This window comes from Roseobacter sp. (genome assembly GCF_024639605.1).
Lineage (GTDB): Bacteria > Pseudomonadota > Alphaproteobacteria > Rhodobacterales > Rhodobacteraceae > Roseobacter.
In genome coordinates, this window is record NZ_JAHEHZ010000073.1 from 1 (window position 1) to 18,401 (window position 18,401).

Sequence of the window (18,401 nt, forward strand, 5' to 3'; positions counted from 1 at the left end):
ACATGTGTCACCGACAGGGTAGCGCCGCTGACATTCACGAACCGGATGGTGTCGCCTTCGGCTATGGCGGTGCGATAGGGGAAATAGGCGGAATCAAGAATAATAATGACGTGTTCGTCGGCCTGAGCACGGTCTGCGCTGAATGAGACTGATCCACACAGTACAAACGCAACTATTTTAACAGACTTAAGCAGCAAAGCTTCATCCTCAGACCAGTCCCACCCAATCAGCAGATGGGAGTGTGATAGCCATGAATTTGGACTGAAATTGGCCCGCGCCATGACTTCGTAGCGGCATAGGATACACGCAGGCCGTGTTTCTTAGGACGGAACAATTCAGTCAACGGGCCGGCTTTCTAGTCATGGTGGAACTTATTCTGACATATTCCGGTCTTTTTCCGCCTCTGTCTGCGCTTCCAGCCAGGCGCGAAAAGAGGCCACAGCCCCTGTTTTACTGTACTCTGACGGCCATACGAGGTAGTAGCTCCCGATGCTTTCTGTCGTGCGTGACGACGCCAGCACAAGCTCTCCGCCAGCCAGATAGGGTTCGGCGAAGAAAGTGGGCAAAAGTGCGACACCAAGGCCGTGGATGGCTGCCTGAGCCATCGTGGAAAACTGATCGAACACCATCCCGGGGGGCAGATCGGGCTCTCTGCCGGTTGCGCTGAACCACCGCGCCCAGCCTCTCGGCCGGGTGTCCAGATGCAGCAGATCATGCGCCAGAATTTCAAGCGGATCGTGCGTTGGCCCCGCTATCAGCCCGGGCGCACAGACCGGCACGACGATCTCAGGCATCAGCGGCAGATAGCTGACGCCCGGCCAGTCTTCGCGCCCGAAATGGATGGCGGCATGGAAACTGCTGGTGCGGAAATCAAACGGTGCAAGCCGCGTCGACAGATTGACCGTCACTTCCGGATGGCGTTGCGCGAAATCGCGCAGCCGGGGGGCCAGCCAGTGCATGCCGAAGGCCGGCAGAATAGCGAGATTGAGCGTGCCGCCGGAGGGGTTCGTCTGTGCCGCCACCGTCGCGCGGGCGAGGTGCTGCAGAATATCTCTGATCTCAGCGACGTACTCCTGTCCGCGAGGTGTGAGCACGAGACCGCGTCCGGCCCTCGTCATAAGCTGTGCGCCCAGCTGGTCTTCGAGAGATTTCAGCTGCCGGCTGACTGCACTTTGTGTCAGAGACAGTTCGCCGGCGGCAAGGGTCGCGCTGCCCAGACGTGCCACTGCCTCAAAACACAACAGCGACGTCACAGAAGGCAGATATTTACGCGGAGCAATCATATGAGTTTTTCTCATAGGTAACGGGAGAAAGCATCGTTAGTCTTTCCGGTTCCGATTTGCAATAATAGGGCAACGCGCTCTGCCGCACCTGCCGATTGAGAGGAACTGTCATGAATGTAGAAGCCCCCGTACTGAAAGCCAAAGACGCCCCTGATCTGGGGAATTTCGACTGGTCAGATCCTTTCCGGATGTCAGATCAGCTGGAAGAGGACGAGCGGATGATCCGTGACAGCGCCCGTGCCTATGCTGAGGAGAAGCTGCAGCCACGCGCGATAGAGGCCTTTGCCAATGAGACGACGGATACGTCGATTTTCAAAGAAATGGGCGACATGGGATTGCTTGGTATTACTTTGCCCGAGGAATATGGCGGGCTTGGCGGCTCTTATGTTTCCTATGGTCTGGTTGCGCGCGAAATCGAGCGGGTCGATTCAGGGTACAGATCAATGATGTCGGTGCAGTCGAGCCTCGTGATCTATCCGGTTTACGCCTACGGCTCTGAGGCACAGCGCCGCAAATATCTGCCGGGTTTGTGTTCGGGTGATCTCATCGGCTGCTTTGGTCTGACGGAGCCGGACGCAGGCTCTGATCCTGCCGGCATGAAAACACGTGCCGTGAAAACCGACACCGGGTATCGCCTGACGGGCTCCAAGATGTGGATTTCCAATGCGCCTGTCGCGGATGTCTTTGTGGTCTGGGCAAAATCGGAAGCGCATGGCGGCAAGATCCGCGGCTTTGTGCTTGAAAAGGGCATGAAAGGCCTCAGCGCGCCGAAAGTCGGCAACAAGCTTAGCCTGCGGGCCTCGGTGACAGGCGAGATCGTTATGGACGGTGTCGAGGTCAGCGAAGAGGCGCTGCTGCCCAATGTGCAGGGTCTGAAAGGTCCCTTTGGCTGTCTCAACAGGGCGCGCTATGGCATCAGCTGGGGTGTGATGGGGGCTGCGGAGTTCTGCTGGCACGCAGCGCGTCAGTACGGCCTCGACCGTCATCAGTTCGGCAAACCGCTCGCCGGCACGCAGCTTTTCCAGAAGAAACTGGCGGATATGATGACAGAAATTTCGCTGGGACTGCAGGCCTCACTGCAGGTCGGACGGCTTATGGATGCTGCAAATGCCGCGCCTGAGATGATCAGCATCATCAAACGCAACAACTGCGGCAAGGCGCTCGATATTGCCCGCATGTCGCGCGACATGCATGGCGGCAACGGGATCAGCGGAGAATTTCAGGTCATCCGGCACATGATGAACCTTGAGACCGTGTATACCTATGAGGGCACGCACGATGTGCACGCTCTGATCCTGGGGCGCGCGCAGACGGGGATTCAGGCGTTTTTCTGATGCAGCAGGCATCAGGCTGAAAGTTGACCGGTATTGGCCGGGCCGGTTTTCTGTCCTTCGCCCTCTGACAGACCACACAGGCCGTGCGTGCCGTCTTTGCGCGTCTGGCTGACGGTCTCTTCAGCTGTCCGGTCCGGTCGGTATCCGGGTCGTTTGCGCGAAGACGGATGTATGTGGAACGCAGCGAATACCACGTGACGTGATTCGCAAACCCCGCAGGCCGCAATCGGCGGTCCGGGATGGATCGGGCGGTATCAGCGCCGTCCGGATGCCTGACCGGTACATTGGAAAACAGCGAGGCTCCGGCCTGCTTTTCTAAGCTGCCAAAACCGAATTGCGCTGCCAGTCCTTCTGTCCGGAGAAGCAGGAGAATTCCGCTCAGCCACTGGAAGATATCCTGGGCTGCGTCAGGCATCCCGGACAAGAATTCGGCCAATACTTGTCCGTAACATATTGAATTTAGAAACAATCACCGGATTCGCTCCTTTGTGGACTTCTGAGCCGTGTTAGATGGACCGGTTTGAGACAGGCTGTAGCTACGGGTCACATCGTCGTGGAACGCGCGCAAAGTGCCCTGTCAGCAATCAACCCCGAAAGCAACTTTCCGGTTTTTTGCACACGTTTGCAAAAATCTCTTGCCAAGTCCGCGTGCCGGTGACTAGCGTCAGAGAGGCCTGCAGCCGCGGGTCCGTGTCAACGGGGGGCACCATGGCCGAAATCCAACTGCGAAATGTAAACAAACGCTGGGGTAGCTTTGTCGGCGTCGACAGCTTCGATCTGACCATTGCGGATCAGGAATTTCTGGTCCTGCTCGGGCCCTCCGGATGTGGCAAAACGACGACCATGCGCATGATCGCAGGTCTCGAAGACGCCACGGAGGGTGAGATCATTATCGACGGTCGCGTGGTCAATGATCTCGACCCCAAAGACCGCGATGTGGCCATGGTATTCCAGTCCTACGGCCTTTACCCGAACATGAATGTTTACGAAAATATCCGTTTCCCTCTTAAAGTGCGCAAAGTGCCTGAGGCGGAGCATGATGAGCGGGTGCGCCGCGCCTCCGCGATGGTTGAATTGGATGATTTCCTGCACCGCAAACCCGCCGAGCTTTCGGGGGGACAGAGACAGCGCGTGGCGCTGGCAAGGGCCATCGTGCGCGAGCCCAACGTGTTCCTGATGGACGAACCGCTCTCTAACCTTGATGCCAAACTCCGTGTTTCAACCCGCGCGCAGATCAAGAACCTCAGCCACGAGCTGAAGGTCACGACCGTTTACGTGACCCATGACCAGATCGAAGCCATGACGCTCGCCGACCGGGTGGTGGTAATGAAACAGGGCAAAGTGCAGCAGGTCGGCACGCCGACGGATATTTACGACCACCCGGCCAACACATTTGTTGCAAGCTTCATCGGCAGCCCGGCCATGAACCTGATGGACGGCGCGGTTACGGGCGGCACTTTCGAGGGTAAAAACGTGTCGATCTCAGGCCTTGCCGCCCCGGACGGGCCCGTCAAACTTGGGTTCCGCGCGGAAGACGCGACCCTCGCCGAAGGCAGTAACGGGCAGATCACCGCGCCCATCTACACCATTGAGCTTCTGGGCGACGCAACAATGCTGACCGTGCGGGCCGGCGGCCAGCTCGTGTCGGTCAAAGCCCACAAAGAATTCCGCGCAGAGATCGGGGATATGATCTCCTTTTCTGTGCCGGTTTCCATCTGCCACCTGTTCGATGAGGACACTGGCAACCGGATTGACAGATCCTGATGGTTTTTTGCCTCTGAAAAGGGGCCCACAAACGGGTGCAGGCTTGCAAGATGCACCCAACGATACGCAACAGGGAGTTTGCATATGTTTTTGAAGAGAATAGCACTCGCGGGCGCCGTCTCGCTCATGGGAAGCGCGGCTTTCGCCGCATGTTCCTATCAGAACGAAGTGCCGGTAAAATCACTCAGCGCGGGGTTTGAGGCGTGGAAAGCCGTGACGGACGCGATGGCGGAATGCGGTAACTTTCAGGCCGAGCTCGATCAGGAGTTCCGCACCAAACAGCCTGCCGCGTTCGAGGCCAACCCGTCGCTCTATCATATCGGTGGTGTTTCAAACGGCACGATTACACCGCTGATGAATGCCGGCACGATCCGTCCGCTTGATGATCTGGTCGAGAAATACGGCCAGAACCTCACGCCAAACCAGCTGATCCGCATTAACGGTGAGATCATGGCGGTTGCGATGATGGTGAACACACAGCATCTGATGTACCGCTCCGATATTCTGGCGGATCTTGGCATCGAAGTGCCCGTGACCTGGGATGAGGTCTATGCGGCGGCGGACAAGATCAAAGAAGCCGGGGTTGTCGACTACCCGCTCGGTGCCACGATGAAATCGGGCTGGAACCTGGCACAGGAATTCGTCAACATGTACCCCGGTTTCGGTGGGGCATTCTTTAACGACGACAATACCACTGCAGTGAATTCCGAGGCCGGTATGGCCGCGCTGGAAACCATGAAAAAAGCGTTGGATTATACTGACCCGGAAGTGCTGGTCAGCGACTCCACCTATGTTCAGCAACAGTTCCAGCAGGGCAAGATTGCCATGGCGAACCTCTGGGCCAGCCGCGCAGGCGCGATGAACGACGAGGCCGAAAGCCAGGTTGTGGGTAAGATTGCAATGTCTGCGGCCCCCAAAGCCACGGCAGACGGCGCACCGGCCACTACGCTCTGGTGGGACGGCATCGTGATCGCGAGCAACATCAGCGACGAGGAAGCGGACGCTGCGTTCCGGCTGGCGATGGAAGGTCTCGATACAGAGATGGTCACGAGCGCCAATGACGCGGCGATCTGGCTGGTGAACGGCTATCAGCCGACCGAAATCGCCAAGGGTGCGATCGAAACAGCGACGGCAGTTCCGGCGCCTCCGGCCTATCCCTCCACCACTCAGATGGGTCTGCTGCACACCGCACTTGGCAACGAGTTGCCGGCCTTCCTGACGGGCGAGCGCGATGCCGAAGCGACGCTTGTCGCGATCGAAGAGGCCTATACCACCTCGGCCAAAGAAGCAGGCGTTCTGAAGTAACGCCGAAGGAGACCGGCCGGACATCTCCGGCTGGTCCCCGACCTGACGGGCCGTTTGCATGAGGCGCGTAGAACGCAGTTTGCAAACTTAACCCGATGCCTTTGCAAACCGGCTCCGCGCGAGGATAACCTGATGAAATTCAAAACATTTGCAGCATTTGTCGGCCCGTCCGTGTTCATGATGCTTCTGTTCATCGCGGCTCCTCTCGTCAGCGTGTTCATTCAGAGCTTTCAGGTCACCCAGTCTGTGCTTGAGCAGGTCGAGGTCGAGACCTGCACGCCGGGCTTTCTGACCCAGACCTGCACAACCGAGATTAAAACCGTCCCTGTGCTTGGCGACGACGGCAAGACCATCACCGAAACCCGCTGGGTCGGTCTGGAAAGTTACCGGAACGTATTGCAAATGGATAAGTTCTGGGAGGCCGTTGGCAATGGCAGCTGGAACGACATCATGCAGATCGACTTCTGGCGCGCTCTGCGCTTTACGCTGTCCTTCACGCTGCTGACCCTGCCACTTGTCATCGGCGTCGGCCTTGCAATTGCCCTGGCGGTCAACAATGCAGCCCGGACAATCCGGGGGCCGGTGATTTTTATCTCACTGCTGCCCTTCATCATTACACCGGTCATCGGATCACTCTCAATCTACTGGCTTTTTGTCGGCGACGGCATCCTGACGGCCATGATGGAACGCTGGACCGGTACCAATATTTCCATGTTCGCGCAGGCCTGGACGATTGAACTGCTGATGTATTTCTACCGGGTTTGGCACGTGGCACCCTTTGCTTTCGTGATCTTTTACGCGGGGCTGCAGACCGTGAATATGGACACACTGGAATCCGCTGTAATTGACGGCGCGAGCCGGTGGGAACGTCTGAGGCATGTGATCGTACCGCACCTGATGCCGCTCATCATCTTCATCGCACTCATCCATCTGATGGACTGCTACCGCGTCTTTGAGGAAATCGTGGGCTTCCGAAGCCAGGCGCATGTAATCTCGCTGCAGTGGCTGACCTATGACTTCATGACGCCGGATGACGCGGGCAACCGGGCCATTTCGAGGGCTTCCGCCTCCGCCATGCTGACCATGATCGGCATCGTATTCCTGCTTGTTCTGCCGCTGCGCCGCACCTGGCGCGACCACAAAGGGAGCGCACACTGATGTCTACGCCCAAAGCCATGCAGCAGTCTTTTGCGCTGCGTTTTTCCTCCGGCGCGTTTCTGGCCTTCTGGTGCATTCTTGCAGCCTTTCCGATCTTCTGGATTGCGGTCATGAGCTTCAAATCTCCCGTCGATGCCTTTGCTGCCAGCCCGCTGGATGTGATCTTCGGCCCTGCCACACGGGCCAATGGTGACGGGCTGTCAGTGCCGGATATCGTTATCGGTCTGATCGTGCTTTTCTTTGCAATCCGCTGGGCCTTTACCCGCCTGCCGGGGCTGGTGCGCCAGTATTGCCCGCCGGGGTATCTCGTGCTGGGCTGGGTCTTTGGCGCTGTGCTCTATGCAGTGAGCTTCATCCTGATCTTCTTCGGGCTGCTGCCGCTGATTTTGAGTGGTCTCAACAGCATTCTCGGCCCGCTCGGCACGCCGGTTCTGGGTCTGACCACGGAACACTATGTGGCTGTCTGGGCGGAAAACGAGTTCTACCGCAACTTCCTGAATTCCATGCTTGTGACAGCCGGGGTCGTGACGATTTCTCTGACGGTGGGGACACTTGCCGGCTACGGGCTGGCACGCTCGGGCTCGGACCTGGCCTTCTGGCTGCTGATCCTTGCGCTGGTCTTCCGCGCGCTGCCACATTCGGTGCTTGTTGCAGGCTATCTGCCTGTCTTCATCAACTCCTCCGAAATCCTGCGCCCGATTTTCGGCGAAGGCGCCCCCACGCTTTATGGTCAGCCCTGGGCGGTGATTGCGGTACTGGTATCGATCAACCAGCCGTTTACGATCTGGATGCTCAGATCATTCTTCCAGAACATCCCGGCTGAACTCGATGAGGCCGCCCGCGTGGATGGCTGCTCGCACTTTCAGGCTTTCCGCCGGGTGATCATGCCGGTGATGTGGCCGGGCGTCATCACCACGGGTCTGTTCAGCTTCCTTCTGGGATATAACGATTTTCTCGTGACGTCGCTGCTGCTGGATGCGCAGAACCAGACCATGGTTCCGGCCATCGCCGGCTACTTCAACCGCGAGACAACCACGACAGATCAGGTCGAGGCGGTTGCCGCCGCAGTTTCCATCACCGCACCGCTGTTTTTGCTGGTCATGGTCTTCCAGCGGCAAATCGTCAGCGGTCTGACGGCAGGGGCTGTGAAGGGCTGATGGGCAACGGACCGGCAAAGTGCCACCGGACGGCCCGCCCTCTGAGCGGCAGGGATGCGTCAGGTACTCAATGCACAGGAGCATCCCGATGAAAGGCTCAAGACCTGAACAGGCCGTGCTGACAAAAGACACGGATATGAGCAGAACTGATGAGACCCGCCGCGTGATCGAAAGCATGGTCGATGGTCTGAACGATCACCGCATTGATGATATCGGCGCGTTTTTCGCGGAAGGATTCCGGTGGTCGGGAAACCAGGGGTGCGGCACCAAAAACGGACTGCGCGAGTTTCAGGAAAACTGGCAGCGCCCGTTTCAGGCGGCATTTTCGGACAAGGTCTGTATTGATGAAGCGCGGCTTTACATGGGCGAGTGGGCTGCCGCATTCGGCCGCCAGGAAGCGACACACTCGGGGGAGTTTATGGGTGTCGCGCCAACCGGCAGGCGGGTTGAGATCCGGTATATGGATTTCTGGAAGGTCGTTGAGGGAAAAATCACCGACAACCACGTCATGGTGGATTTTCCCCATGTGCTGGCGCAACTCGGCAAAGATGTTTTCGGGGGGGAAGGCTGGGAGGCCTTTGACCGGGGCGAAAAGACGCCCCCGCGGCCCGGTAAGTGAGGAAGTGAGAGATGGCGATTGAGTATCTGAAACGCGGTAAGTCCGACACAGAGCGGGCAGATGACGATGCAAAAACGCGTGCAGCGGTTGAAACAGCACTCGCCGATATCGAGGCGCGCGGCGATGTGGCGGTGCGAGAACTCAGCGAAAGATTTGACAGTTACACACCGGCGTCTTTCCGGCTGAGCCTGTCGCAGATCGAGGATCTGATCGCACAGCTCAGTCCGCGCGAACTGGAAGATATCCGCTTTGCTCAGACCCAGGTACGCAATTTTGCCGAGGCACAGCGCGCATCGATGCTCGACATTGAAGTGGAAACCATGCCGGGGGTGATCCTCGGGCACAAAAACATTCCTGTTCAGTCGGTTGGCTGCTACGTGCCGGGTGGCAAATTCCCGATGGTTGCCTCGGCACATATGTCTGTTGCCACGGCAAGCGTCGCCGGCGTGCCGCGCATCATCGCCTGCACGCCGCCCTTCCAGGGAAAACCGAACCCTGGTGTCATTGCGGCAATGCATCTGGGGGGCGCGCATGAGATTTATGTGCTGGGCGGCATCCAGGCGGTCGGTGCCATGGCAATCGGCACCGATACTATTGAGCCCGTGCATATGCTGGTCGGACCGGGAAATGCTTTTGTGGCAGAAGCCAAGCGGCAGCTTTTCGGGCGCGTCGGCATCGATCTCTTCGCCGGTCCCACCGAAACCATGGTGATCGCGGATGAAACGGTGGATGCGGAAATGTGCGCCACCGACCTTCTGGGTCAGGCCGAGCACGGGTATAACTCGCCTGCTGTGCTGCTGACCAACTCCCGCCGGCTGGCAGAGGAAACGCTCTGCGAGATTGACCGTATCCTGCAGATCCTGCCGACAGCGGGCACCGCGCGGGTAAGCTGGGAAGACTACGGCGAGGTGCTTGTCTGCGACACCTGGGAGGAGATGCTGCAGGTGGCCGATGACATCGCATCTGAGCACGTCCAGGTGATGACCGAACGCGATGAATGGTTCCTTGAGCATATGACCTGCTACGGCGCGCTTTTTCTCGGACCGCGCACGAATGTCGCCAACGGCGACAAGGTAATCGGGACAAACCACACTCTGCCAACCCGCAAAGCCGGACGTTATACCGGCGGATTGTGGGTCGGTAAGTTCCTGAAGACGCACAGCTATCAGAAGATTTTGACGGATGAGGCCGCAGCGGAAATCGGCGCTTACGGCTCGCGGTTGTGTATGCTTGAAGGGTTTGTCGGGCACGCTGAGCAGTGCAATCTGCGGGTGCGGCGCTATGGTGGTGTGAACGTACCTTACGGAGAAGGCGCCCCCGCGCGCGCCCCCGCGGAATAGAGGGCCCCGGTACTGCGCCGCCCGTGGAGTAATTATTGCCGGAAGACGTCATGGACAAACACACAGACCACAAGAAGCTGATCGCGCCGCTGCGCGCAGCGATGTATGATTTTGACGCCGGCGCCGTGCGCCGCGCGCTTCAGGAAATCTGCGCGCCGGATGTCATTTTCCGGCTCTCTTTTCCCTTTGAGACCATTCATGGAGTGGATGCATTCATGGAGCGGGTGTTCGGGCCATTGGTGCGGGCCTGGCCTGATCTGGAGCGGCGCGATTACATCGTCATGGCAGGGCCGACGCCCGAGGGGGCGGACTGGGTCGGCTGCGGTGGATTCTGGACCGGAGCCTTCATGACGCCCTGGCTGGATATCCCGCCAACCGGTCACATGGTGCACATGCGGTTTCACGAGTTTTACCGGTTTGAAAATGGCAGGATCACCGAGATGCAGGCGCTCTGGGATCTGCCCGAGGTGATGATGCAGGCCGGTGCCTGGCCGATGAGCCCTTCACTGGGGCGGGAATGGCATGTGCCGGGACCTGCCAGCTCGGACGGGATTATTCCCGGTCCAAACGACGCGGCAGCCGGCGAGGCCAGCTGTAAGCTGATTATAGACATGCTTGAACATCTCAAGAAACATCCTGCCGAAGGTGGCCCGGAGGTAATGGAGATGGACCGTTTCTGGCACCCGCGCATGTCCTGGTACGGGCCTGCCGGCATCGGCACCGGCCGCGGCCAGCGCGGGTTCCGGCACTGGCACCAGATCCCGTTTCTGAATGCGATGCCCGACCGCGGCAGGTACGTGGACGAGATCGAATACCACTTCTTTGGCGACGGGGCCTATGCGGCAGTGACCGGCTGGCCCGATATGTATCAGACGATCAGTCAAGGCGGCTGGCTTGGCATCGCGCCGCCGGGTAAAAAGATCGCGATGCGCAGTCTTGATTTCTGGCGGATCGAAAAGGGGCTTATCCGCGAGAACTGGGTGCTGGTTGATCTGCTGCATATGTACGATCAGATCGGCGTCGATGTGCTGGCGCGGATGCGCGAGTTCAACAAAGCCCGCAGCGGGTTTGATCCGGAAACGGGGGTGGCGTTGTGAGCGGTCTGCCGCGATCTCCCGGCTTTGATCTGATAGGGCGGCGGGCGCTGGTGACCGGCGCCTCCTCCGGCATTGGTCTGGGCTGTGCGGTGGCGCTGGGGGAGGCGGGCGCGCATGTGATTTGTGCCGCACGGCGACCCGGTCCACTGCAGGAGGTAAGAGACGCGATGGCTGCCGCAGGCCTTTCAGCCGAAGCCATGGTTCTTGATCAGACAGATCTCGGCGCTCTGGAGGCCGCTTTTGCCGACCCGTTTGATGTGGTGATCAATTCCGCCGGTCTGGCGCGGCACAGTCCGGCTATTGAGACGACGCCCGGCGATTTCGACGCGGTTATGAACGTCAATCTGCGCAGCGCGTATTTCCTGTCTGCCTTTGCCGCAAGGGCGCTGATTGCGGCAGGCCGGCCAGGCTCTGTTATCCATATTTCGAGCCAGATGGGGCACGTCGGTGGTGTGGACCGCGCGGTTTACTGCGCCTCAAAACACGCCCTTGAGGGCATGGTCAGATCCATGGCCATAGAATGGGGCAAGGCGGGCATCCGGATCAACACGATCTGCCCCACCTTTATCCGCACGCCGCTCACCAAAGAGACCTTTGCCAGCCCGGAGCGCCTCGCCTGGATTATGGAAAAGATCAAGCTGCCACGCGTTGGTGAGGTTGAGGATATTATGGGGGCCGCAGTCTTTCTGGCCAGCGATGCATCTGCCATGGTTACGGGCACCTCGATGCTGATCGACGGCGGCTGGACGGCAGGATGAACACCGCGCAGCATATCTCTCGGAGGGCGCCATGGGGAAGGTGACATCGCTTGATGTGGCGGAAATGGCCGGGGTCAGCCGCTCCGCGGTCAGCCGCGTGTTTACGCCAGGCGCTTCGGTGAGCAAGAGCACCCGCGACAAGGTGCGCAAGGCCGCAACGCGTCTGGGGTACCGGCCAAACGTGCTGGCGCGCTCGCTCATCACCGGGCGCAGCCGGATCATCGGTCTGGTGGTCGCCTATCTGGAAAACCAGTTCTATCCCGAAGCGATCGAGCGGCTTTCGCGCGCGCTGCAGGCACAGGGCTATCACGTGCTTGTCTTCATGGCGTCCAACGACGCAGAGACCACCGGGAAGGTGATTGACGAGCTGCTCGACTATCAGGTCGATGGCATTATTGCGGCCTCCGTGGGCCTGTCGAACAATCTGACCGAACGGTGCGAGGGGCTGGGCATTCCGATCGTGCTCTTTAACCGGCATCAGTATGACAACCGTCTGTCCAGCGTTACCTCCGATAACGTGGCCGGCGGGCGCAAACTGGCGGAGTTTCTTGTTGCGGGAGGTCATAAACGCATCGCACATATCGCCGGCTGGGAGGGCGCATCGACCCAGATCGACCGCGAGGCAGGGTTCATTGCCGGCCTCAGGGATGCAGGCCATGTGCTCTTTGCGCGGGCTGCGGGCGAATTCAATTTTGAGGTCGCCAAAGCTGCCGCGCGCTCGATGTTTTCAGCCGCAGAAAAGCCGGACGCCGTCTTTGTCGCCAACGATCACATGGCCTTTGCCGTGATGGACGTGCTGCGCTTTGAGCTGGGACTGCGCGTGCCGCAGGACGTGTCTGTTGTGGGCTATGACGACGTGACACTCTCGCACTGGCCGAGCTATGATCTCACCACCGTGCGCCAGCCGGCCAATCAAATGGTCGCTGAGACCGTTTCGGTTCTTCTGGACCGTCTGAACGATGAGGAAACGCCGCCCCGGCGCATTGCGCTGGATGGCCCGCTGATTATCCGCGGCTCTGCCCGCAAACCAAAGGTATGACCCATGCAAGGCTTTGACGAGAAATTCACGGATTTTCCCGATTATATCATCGGCATTACCAAAGAAATCTGGGAAGACCGCGGCATTGCCACCCTGCACCGGTATTACTCCGACGATATCGTGGTGCGCACACCTGCCTCGGTCGTGGTGGGCAATCAGAATGTGATCGGGGCGACGATGGCCACGCTGGCTGAATTCCCCGACCGGACGCTGTTGGGAGAAGATGTTATCTGGTCGGGGACACCTGAGGAGGGGATGCTTTCCTCGCACCGGCTGCTGAGCACGGCGACACATGCCCGGGACGGTGTTTACGGCAAGGCGACGGGAAAACGGCTGACCTACCGCATTCTTGCGGACTGCCATGCCATTAACAATCAGATCAACGATGAATGGCTGATCCGGGATCAGGGGGCGATCGTGCGCCAGCTTGGTCAGGATCCGCGCGACTATGCCGCGGCGCTGATCGAAAAAGAAGGCGGGCCTGACCACTGCGTCAAACCGCTGAGCCCGGCCAACGACCAGCCTGGCCCTTATAAGGGGCGCGGCAATGACAACGCCTGGGGGCAGAAATACGCGGATATCGTGACGCGGATCATGGGGGCCGATATGGCGGTGATCCCGAAAGAATATGATCGTGCCGTGCATGTGGAATACCCCGGAGGTGTGACGGGGCACAGCCACGCAGACGTTGATCAGTTCTGGATGGGGCTGCGTGCGTCTTTTCCGGATGCGACCTTTCAGATCGATCACCGGATCGGGCGCGATGACCCGCTGATGCCGCCGCGTGCGGCCCTGCGCTGGTCGCTGAGCGGGAAGCACAGCGGCTGGGGCACTTTCGGCACACCGACGGGCACGGACATCTATCTGCTCGGCATGTGCCACGCCGAGTTTGGCCCCTGGGGGTTGCGGCGCGAGTATGTGATTTTTGACGAGACGGCGATCTGGAAACAGATCCTGCTGCAAACAGGCTGAGCCATGGAACACTTCGGCACGATCATGTTCACCGGCGCGGTTGAGGCCGAGCAGCGGGCACAGGGCTCTTATGACACCTATGCCCGCATGGCAGAGCGTGAGGCACCTGAAGGTCTCGGCGACGACGAGATTGCCTTTCTGACCGCGCGCACCTCGCTCTATATGGCCACAGTGTCCGCGACCGGCTGGCCCTATGTGCAGCACCGGGGCGGACCCGCCGGATTTATCAAAGTGCTCGATCCGCAAACCATCGGATTTGCCGATTATCGCGGAAACCGGCAATACGTCAGCTCCGGGCATCTGCGCGGCAACGGGCGGGTGTGCCTTTTTGCCATGGATTATGCCCGTCAGGCCCGGCTGAAACTGATCGGCCACGCGGCGATGATCGCTGCTGATGCTGACCCGGACCTGGCAAAGGTGCTGCACACCGAAGGCGGGGGAAAGGTCGAGCGCACGGTGCGCATCCGCATTGAGGCCTTTGACTGGAACTGTCCGCAGTTCATCACCCCCCGGTTTGACACAAACGAAATCGCGCGGCTCGTCGGCCCCGAAATGGAACGTCTTGAAAAACGCAATGCAGAGCTTGAGGCCGAGCTGGCTGCTCTGCATGCGGCAACAGAAAGTGAACCGAAATGACCCCGTCTGAGATGGAAGCCCGCATTGTCCGGTATGGTGACCTGCAACCTTGCAAAACCGCCTTTATCGACGCCCATACGCCGGGCAGTGATCAGAAAGAAAACTTCACAATTATTGGCGGCGGCGTATCGGAGAGCGCAGATCAGCACGTGCATATTTCGATCCCGCACGGGTTCAACATCGGTGCCGCGGGACAACCGCCAAAATGCCGGAACTCGCTGCACAGCCACCGCACGGCCGAAGTCTTCTTTGTGCTCAAAGGCCGTTGGCGGTTTTTCTGGGGGCGGTATGGTGACGCCGGCGAGGTGGTGCTTGAAGAGGGCGATATCATCAACATCCCCACCGGCATTTTTCGCGGATTTGAGAACATCGGCACCGATTACGGGATGATTATGGCGGTGCTCGGCGGAGATGATGCCGGAGGCGGTGTCATCTGGGCGCCCCAGGTCATCGAAGACGCGCGTGACCACGGCCTGGTACTGGGGCAGAACGGCAAACTCTATGACAGCAAAAAAGGGGAGAGCCTGCCCGAGGGTGTCAGCCCGATGCCTGTGCTGAGCGAAGAGGAGCTGAAAAGCTATCCCGAGATGACACCTGCACAGGTCGTGGGATATGGCGTGCGCCGGTACAATGACCTGATGGCGCTGGCCGGCAAAAAGCCGGTTCTGGTGATTGGCGAAACAGGCGTGATCCGGGATAAACCCGGCTTCGAGGTCGGGTTCCTGACACGCGGTTCCGCCACCACCGGTATGCATGCGCATGACCGGCCTTCGGTGCTGATGCCAGTGCGCGGACACTGGCGGCTGATCTGGGAGGGTGGTGAGGCGGTGCTGAACCCCGGCGATACCTGCTCTGTACCCGCGGAGCTGCAGCACACGGCCGTGCCCGCGATGACCGGTGAGGCCAGTATGTATCACATCGTCGGCACAGATGATCCTGCGGGTGCCACTTGGCTGAAGTAAATGAACGCCGTTCACAAAATACTTGAATGGCGCAGGGTATCAGGCTATTCACAATATGAACAACGTTCATGGAGTGAGTGATGTACACGATTGCAGATACAGAAACGCTGTTGGAAGAGGGGGTTATCTCCCGGACCGCAGCCAGAATCATCGAAGCCCGCGCGCGAAGCACAATGGTAACGCTCGCGATCAATGCCGTTTTGTGCACCGGGATCGTCTTTGCCACCTTTGGCCTGATCTTCTGGCTTGCAGATGCGCTGATGGTTGCTGTTTCCGGCGTTTTGCTGGCTGGCGCGGGATTGCTGACCCTCCGCCGGGGTCCGGCGCTCTATGCGATGTTCGGCAATGCCGCGGCGTTGATCGGTGCGGGGATGCTGATCGGCGGAGCAGGGTTTGAACTTGCCGGCAACTACCCCGATGTTGCGGGTCCGGTGATGGCAATCGCAGGCGCCGCCGTGGCGCTGTCCGCGGCCTGGGCGTTGCACGGCAGGCGGCTGACCACAGGTTTCGTCACCGGTTCGGTCACGCTGATGGCGCTGGCGCTGCATCTCACAGGTGTCGGGTATCTGGTGCATGACAGCGGAGCCAGCGGTCTGCCGGTCTCGGCCTTCTGGCTGTATGCGGCTGCCGCCATCGCCGGGGCGGGATGGTTTACCGATGTGCGCCTCGTTTCCGCGCTGGCGATTGTGCCCTTTGCCCAGGCCCTCGACACGGGCACGTTTTACTTCCATGCAGCCTACGTTTTTTACTCCCCCGAACCGACGCTCTCGATCCTGCAGATGTGCGTGCTGGGCGCTGTGATGCTGCTCGTCGCACAGGGCACGACCGAGCGCACAGCGCGCCACGCCCGCATCCATCTGATCATGGCGTTTATCGTCGCCAGTCTTTGTGCGCTCGTCGGCAGCCTCTGGGGCGATGTGGTAGGCGAAACAGTCTGGGGACGGGCTCGGACAATGCATGGTTCGGGCCTCTCTTATTACGACTGGCGCGACAGCCTTGTGGCGTTCCGCGATACGGCCCTCGTCGTGCACGAGAATGTCTTCACCGTTGCCTGGGCGCTGGCGCTTGCCGGGATTATCTTCTGGTCGGCCCACAAAAACATGCGCGGAATTTTCAACGCGGCGGTTACCTTTGCGGCGATCCATGCCTATACCCAGGCTTTCGAGACCTTTTACGATGAGCCGCTGGCCTATGCTGCCGGCGGATTTGCCGCAATTCCGCTCGCCTGGGGGATGTGGCGCCTCAACACCTGGTTTCTGGCCCGGCAACCGGCAGAAACCTGAATAATGATGCCGGGTCTGCCCGTCATGGCAGGGTCCGGCGCTGAAGGGAGAAAAAATTGGTACAGACGACACATGTGGGCAGCCTGCCCAGAACCCAGAATGTAGTCGATTTTATCTTCGCACGCGAACGCGAAGAGGCATACGACCCGGCGGCATTCGATGCGGCGATGACTGCGGCTGTATCAGAGACTGTACGCCGTCAGGTGGCAGCAGGTGTGGATATCGTGAGTGACGGTGAAACATCCAAGATCTCTTACGCCACCTATGTAAAAGACCGCTACACCGGGTTTTCGGGGGACAGCAAACGCAACGCGCCGGCTGATCTGAAGAAATTTCCGGGGTTTCTCAAGCGCCTGGCCGAGGACGGCGGCACGCCGCAATACGCCCGCCCGATGTGCACCGGGGAGGTGACGTCAAAGGGGCAGAACGAGCTGGAAAAAGATATTGCCAACCTCAAAGCCGGCATGGCGGAGCATGGTGCCACGCAGGGGTTCATGAACGCGGCGAGCCCCGGGGTGATCTCGCTCTTCTTGCAAAACGAGCACTACCCGAGCCGTGATGCCTATCTCGCCGCCCTCGCGGATGCGATGCGCGCTGAATATGAAACGATTGTGGGCGCGGGGCTGATGTTGCAGCTTGATTGCCCGGACCTCGCTCTGTCACGACATATGCTGTTCAACGATCTGAGCGACGCGGAGTTCGTAAAGATTGCCGCCGGTCACGTCGAGGCACTGAACCACGCGCTGGAGAATGTGCCTGAGGAAAATGTCAGGATTCACATATGCTGGGGCAATTATGAGGGGCCGCATGTCTGCGACATTGGCATGGAAAAGGTTTTCGACACGCTGATGCGGGCAAAGGCGCGCTATGTGCTTTTTGAGACATCAAACCCGCGGCATGCGCATGAATGGACCGTCTTTCGTGACCGGAAAGCCGACATCCCGGACGGCAAGGTGCTGGTGCCGGGAGTCGTTGACACTACCACAAACTTTGTCGAGCACCCCGAGGTGGTGGCCCAGCGGATCGAACGTTTTACCGGGATTGTCGGGCATGATCGTGTGATCGCGGGATCAGACTGCGGTTTTGGCACTTTTGCCGGCTATGGATCAGTTGATCCTGATATCGCCTATGCCAAACTCGAAGCGCTCAGCGCGGGGGCGAAACTGGCCTCGGAACGGTAATCGCCGGCCAGACGGTCGCACGCCGCATTCCACCGGACCGGCGGGTGACAGCGCAAACAGGAAGCGAACACGCTATGTCTTCGGCGCCGGTGCACCGCCCTCAAAGGCATTCCCGTTCACATAATCACAGGGGTCTTCCTGCATCTGCAGGTGCAGGCCTTCGCCGGTCCAGGGATTCGCGCGGGCAAGTGCTTCGTTGACCTCAATTCCCAGACCCGGGGCTTCGGGCGGCGTCACAAAGCCCTCTTCGACGCGGATCGTGCCACTGATCAGCGCGTCATGAAACGGGGTCTCAATGGTTTCGGCCATGAGCAGGTTTGGAATCGAAGCTGCCAGATGAATGTTGGCTGCCCATTCCAGCGGTCCGGCATAAAGATGCGGGGCGATCTGTGCGTTGTATACTTCGGCGATGGCGGCCACCTTCTTCATCTCCCAGATACCACCGGCACGCCCGAGAGCAGGCTGCAGAACCGTCGCAGCGCCGGATCGCAGCGCCTCTGCAAATTCGGTTTT

General features: G+C 59.5%; 18 protein-coding genes. 15 read left to right on the forward strand and 3 right to left on the reverse strand.

Translation table 11 applies throughout. From position 1 onward, the window contains the following. Together Q0M35_RS10955 and Q0M35_RS10960 are read right to left on the reverse strand one after the other, a co-directional pair. Positions 1 to 197: hypothetical protein (locus Q0M35_RS10955; RefSeq protein WP_295315101.1), on the reverse strand; the 197-nt coding region annotated here is incomplete at its 3' end. A 174-nt stretch (positions 198 to 371) separates the two neighbouring features. Then, positions 372 to 1,283 (reverse strand): LysR substrate-binding domain-containing protein, encoded by a 912-nt coding sequence (locus Q0M35_RS10960; protein ID WP_295315103.1) that lies wholly within the window; start codon positions 1,281 to 1,283, stop codon positions 372 to 374. Positions 1,284 to 1,393: 110 nt separating this feature from the next. Between Q0M35_RS10960 and Q0M35_RS10965 the strand changes: the two genes are divergently transcribed. The 15 genes from Q0M35_RS10965 to Q0M35_RS11035 all read left to right on the forward strand — a co-directional run bounded on the left by Q0M35_RS10965 (position 1,394) and on the right by Q0M35_RS11035 (position 17,888). Continuing rightward, complete coding sequence (locus Q0M35_RS10965) at positions 1,394 to 2,617, forward strand: acyl-CoA dehydrogenase (protein ID WP_295315105.1); 1,224 nt, start codon at positions 1,394 to 1,396, stop codon at positions 2,615 to 2,617. 708 nt (positions 2,618 to 3,325) lie between these two features. Further along, the gene (locus Q0M35_RS10970) at positions 3,326 to 4,381 is read left to right on the forward strand and encodes an ABC transporter ATP-binding protein (protein ID WP_295315107.1); all 1,056 of its coding nucleotides are present in this window, start codon (positions 3,326 to 3,328) and stop codon (positions 4,379 to 4,381) included. A gap of 84 nt (positions 4,382 to 4,465) precedes the next feature. Next, the gene (locus tag Q0M35_RS10975; protein WP_295315109.1) at positions 4,466 to 5,686 is read left to right on the forward strand and encodes an extracellular solute-binding protein; all 1,221 of its coding nucleotides are present in this window, start codon (positions 4,466 to 4,468) and stop codon (positions 5,684 to 5,686) included. 132 nt (positions 5,687 to 5,818) lie between these two features. Beyond that, the gene (locus tag Q0M35_RS10980; RefSeq protein WP_295315111.1) at positions 5,819 to 6,844 is read left to right on the forward strand and encodes a sugar ABC transporter permease; all 1,026 of its coding nucleotides are present in this window, start codon (positions 5,819 to 5,821) and stop codon (positions 6,842 to 6,844) included. Next, a complete protein-coding gene (locus tag Q0M35_RS10985) occupies positions 6,844 to 8,001 on the forward strand; it encodes a carbohydrate ABC transporter permease (protein WP_295315113.1) in 1,158 nt (385 codons plus the stop codon). The genes Q0M35_RS10980 and Q0M35_RS10985 overlap by 1 nt, the downstream gene beginning before the upstream one ends. An 88-nt stretch (positions 8,002 to 8,089) precedes the next feature. Continuing rightward, positions 8,090 to 8,620 carry an ester cyclase gene (locus Q0M35_RS10990; RefSeq protein ID WP_295315115.1) on the forward strand — a complete coding sequence of 177 codons (531 nt, stop codon included), beginning with the start codon at positions 8,090 to 8,092 and terminating at the stop codon, positions 8,618 to 8,620. A gap of 11 nt (positions 8,621 to 8,631) precedes the next feature. Continuing rightward, the gene (hisD, locus tag Q0M35_RS10995; RefSeq protein WP_295315117.1) at positions 8,632 to 9,960 is read left to right on the forward strand and encodes a histidinol dehydrogenase; all 1,329 of its coding nucleotides are present in this window, start codon (positions 8,632 to 8,634) and stop codon (positions 9,958 to 9,960) included. A 50-nt stretch (positions 9,961 to 10,010) separates the two neighbouring features. Then, entirely contained in the window at positions 10,011 to 11,057 is a 1,047-nt protein-coding gene (locus Q0M35_RS11000; protein WP_295315119.1) for an ester cyclase, read from the forward strand. After that, on the forward strand, positions 11,054 to 11,815 hold the full coding sequence (locus Q0M35_RS11005; RefSeq protein WP_295315121.1) for an SDR family oxidoreductase: 762 nt from the start codon (positions 11,054 to 11,056) through the stop codon (positions 11,813 to 11,815). The genes Q0M35_RS11000 and Q0M35_RS11005 overlap by 4 nt, the downstream gene beginning before the upstream one ends. A gap of 31 nt (positions 11,816 to 11,846) precedes the next feature. After that, positions 11,847 to 12,854, forward strand: a complete 1,008-nt coding sequence (locus Q0M35_RS11010; protein WP_295315123.1) for a LacI family DNA-binding transcriptional regulator — start codon at positions 11,847 to 11,849, stop codon at positions 12,852 to 12,854. A 3-nt stretch (positions 12,855 to 12,857) separates the two neighbouring features. Next, positions 12,858 to 13,826 carry an ester cyclase gene (locus tag Q0M35_RS11015; protein WP_295315125.1) on the forward strand — a complete coding sequence of 323 codons (969 nt, stop codon included), beginning with the start codon at positions 12,858 to 12,860 and terminating at the stop codon, positions 13,824 to 13,826. 3 nt (positions 13,827 to 13,829) lie between these two features. Next, positions 13,830 to 14,462 carry a pyridoxamine 5'-phosphate oxidase family protein gene (locus tag Q0M35_RS11020; protein ID WP_295315127.1) on the forward strand — a complete coding sequence of 211 codons (633 nt, stop codon included), beginning with the start codon at positions 13,830 to 13,832 and terminating at the stop codon, positions 14,460 to 14,462. Beyond that, positions 14,459 to 15,424, forward strand: a complete 966-nt coding sequence (locus Q0M35_RS11025; protein ID WP_295315130.1) for a cupin domain-containing protein — start codon at positions 14,459 to 14,461, stop codon at positions 15,422 to 15,424. The genes Q0M35_RS11020 and Q0M35_RS11025 overlap by 4 nt, the downstream gene beginning before the upstream one ends. Before the next feature lie 80 nt (positions 15,425 to 15,504). Next, a complete protein-coding gene (locus Q0M35_RS11030) occupies positions 15,505 to 16,707 on the forward strand; it encodes a hypothetical protein (protein ID WP_295315132.1) in 1,203 nt (400 codons plus the stop codon). A 56-nt stretch (positions 16,708 to 16,763) separates the two neighbouring features. Beyond that, on the forward strand, positions 16,764 to 17,888 hold the full coding sequence (locus Q0M35_RS11035) for a cobalamin-independent methionine synthase II family protein (protein WP_295315134.1): 1,125 nt from the start codon (positions 16,764 to 16,766) through the stop codon (positions 17,886 to 17,888). A gap of 72 nt (positions 17,889 to 17,960) precedes the next feature. Here Q0M35_RS11035 and Q0M35_RS11040 read toward each other — a convergent pair. Further along, positions 17,961 to 18,401: enolase C-terminal domain-like protein (locus Q0M35_RS11040; protein ID WP_295315137.1), on the reverse strand; the 441-nt coding region annotated here is incomplete at its 5' end.

Bases quoted from the DNA above. Each gene is read 5' to 3' on its own strand.
- Q0M35_RS10975 (WP_295315109.1), top strand. From the start codon at position 4,466: ATGTTTTTGAAGAGAATAGCACTCGCGGGCGCCGTCTCGCTCATGGGA.
- Q0M35_RS11030 (WP_295315132.1), top strand. From the start codon at position 15,505: ATGTACACGATTGCAGATACAGAAACGCTGTTGGAAGAGGGGGTTATC.
- Q0M35_RS10980 (WP_295315111.1), top strand. From the start codon at position 5,819: ATGAAATTCAAAACATTTGCAGCATTTGTCGGCCCGTCCGTGTTCATG.
- Q0M35_RS10990 (WP_295315115.1), top strand. From the start codon at position 8,090: ATGAAAGGCTCAAGACCTGAACAGGCCGTGCTGACAAAAGACACGGAT.
- Q0M35_RS11020 (WP_295315127.1), top strand. From the start codon at position 13,830: ATGGAACACTTCGGCACGATCATGTTCACCGGCGCGGTTGAGGCCGAG.
- Q0M35_RS10970 (WP_295315107.1), top strand. From the start codon at position 3,326: ATGGCCGAAATCCAACTGCGAAATGTAAACAAACGCTGGGGTAGCTTT.
- Q0M35_RS10965 (WP_295315105.1), top strand. From the start codon at position 1,394: ATGAATGTAGAAGCCCCCGTACTGAAAGCCAAAGACGCCCCTGATCTG.
- Q0M35_RS11010 (WP_295315123.1), top strand. From the start codon at position 11,847: ATGGGGAAGGTGACATCGCTTGATGTGGCGGAAATGGCCGGGGTCAGC.
- Q0M35_RS11025 (WP_295315130.1), top strand. From the start codon at position 14,459: ATGACCCCGTCTGAGATGGAAGCCCGCATTGTCCGGTATGGTGACCTG.
- Q0M35_RS10985 (WP_295315113.1), top strand. From the start codon at position 6,844: ATGTCTACGCCCAAAGCCATGCAGCAGTCTTTTGCGCTGCGTTTTTCC.
- Q0M35_RS11015 (WP_295315125.1), top strand. From the start codon at position 12,858: ATGCAAGGCTTTGACGAGAAATTCACGGATTTTCCCGATTATATCATC.
- hisD (WP_295315117.1), top strand. From the start codon at position 8,632: ATGGCGATTGAGTATCTGAAACGCGGTAAGTCCGACACAGAGCGGGCA.
- Q0M35_RS10960 (WP_295315103.1), bottom strand. From the start codon at position 1,283: ATGATTGCTCCGCGTAAATATCTGCCTTCTGTGACGTCGCTGTTGTGT.
- Q0M35_RS11000 (WP_295315119.1), top strand. From the start codon at position 10,011: ATGGACAAACACACAGACCACAAGAAGCTGATCGCGCCGCTGCGCGCA.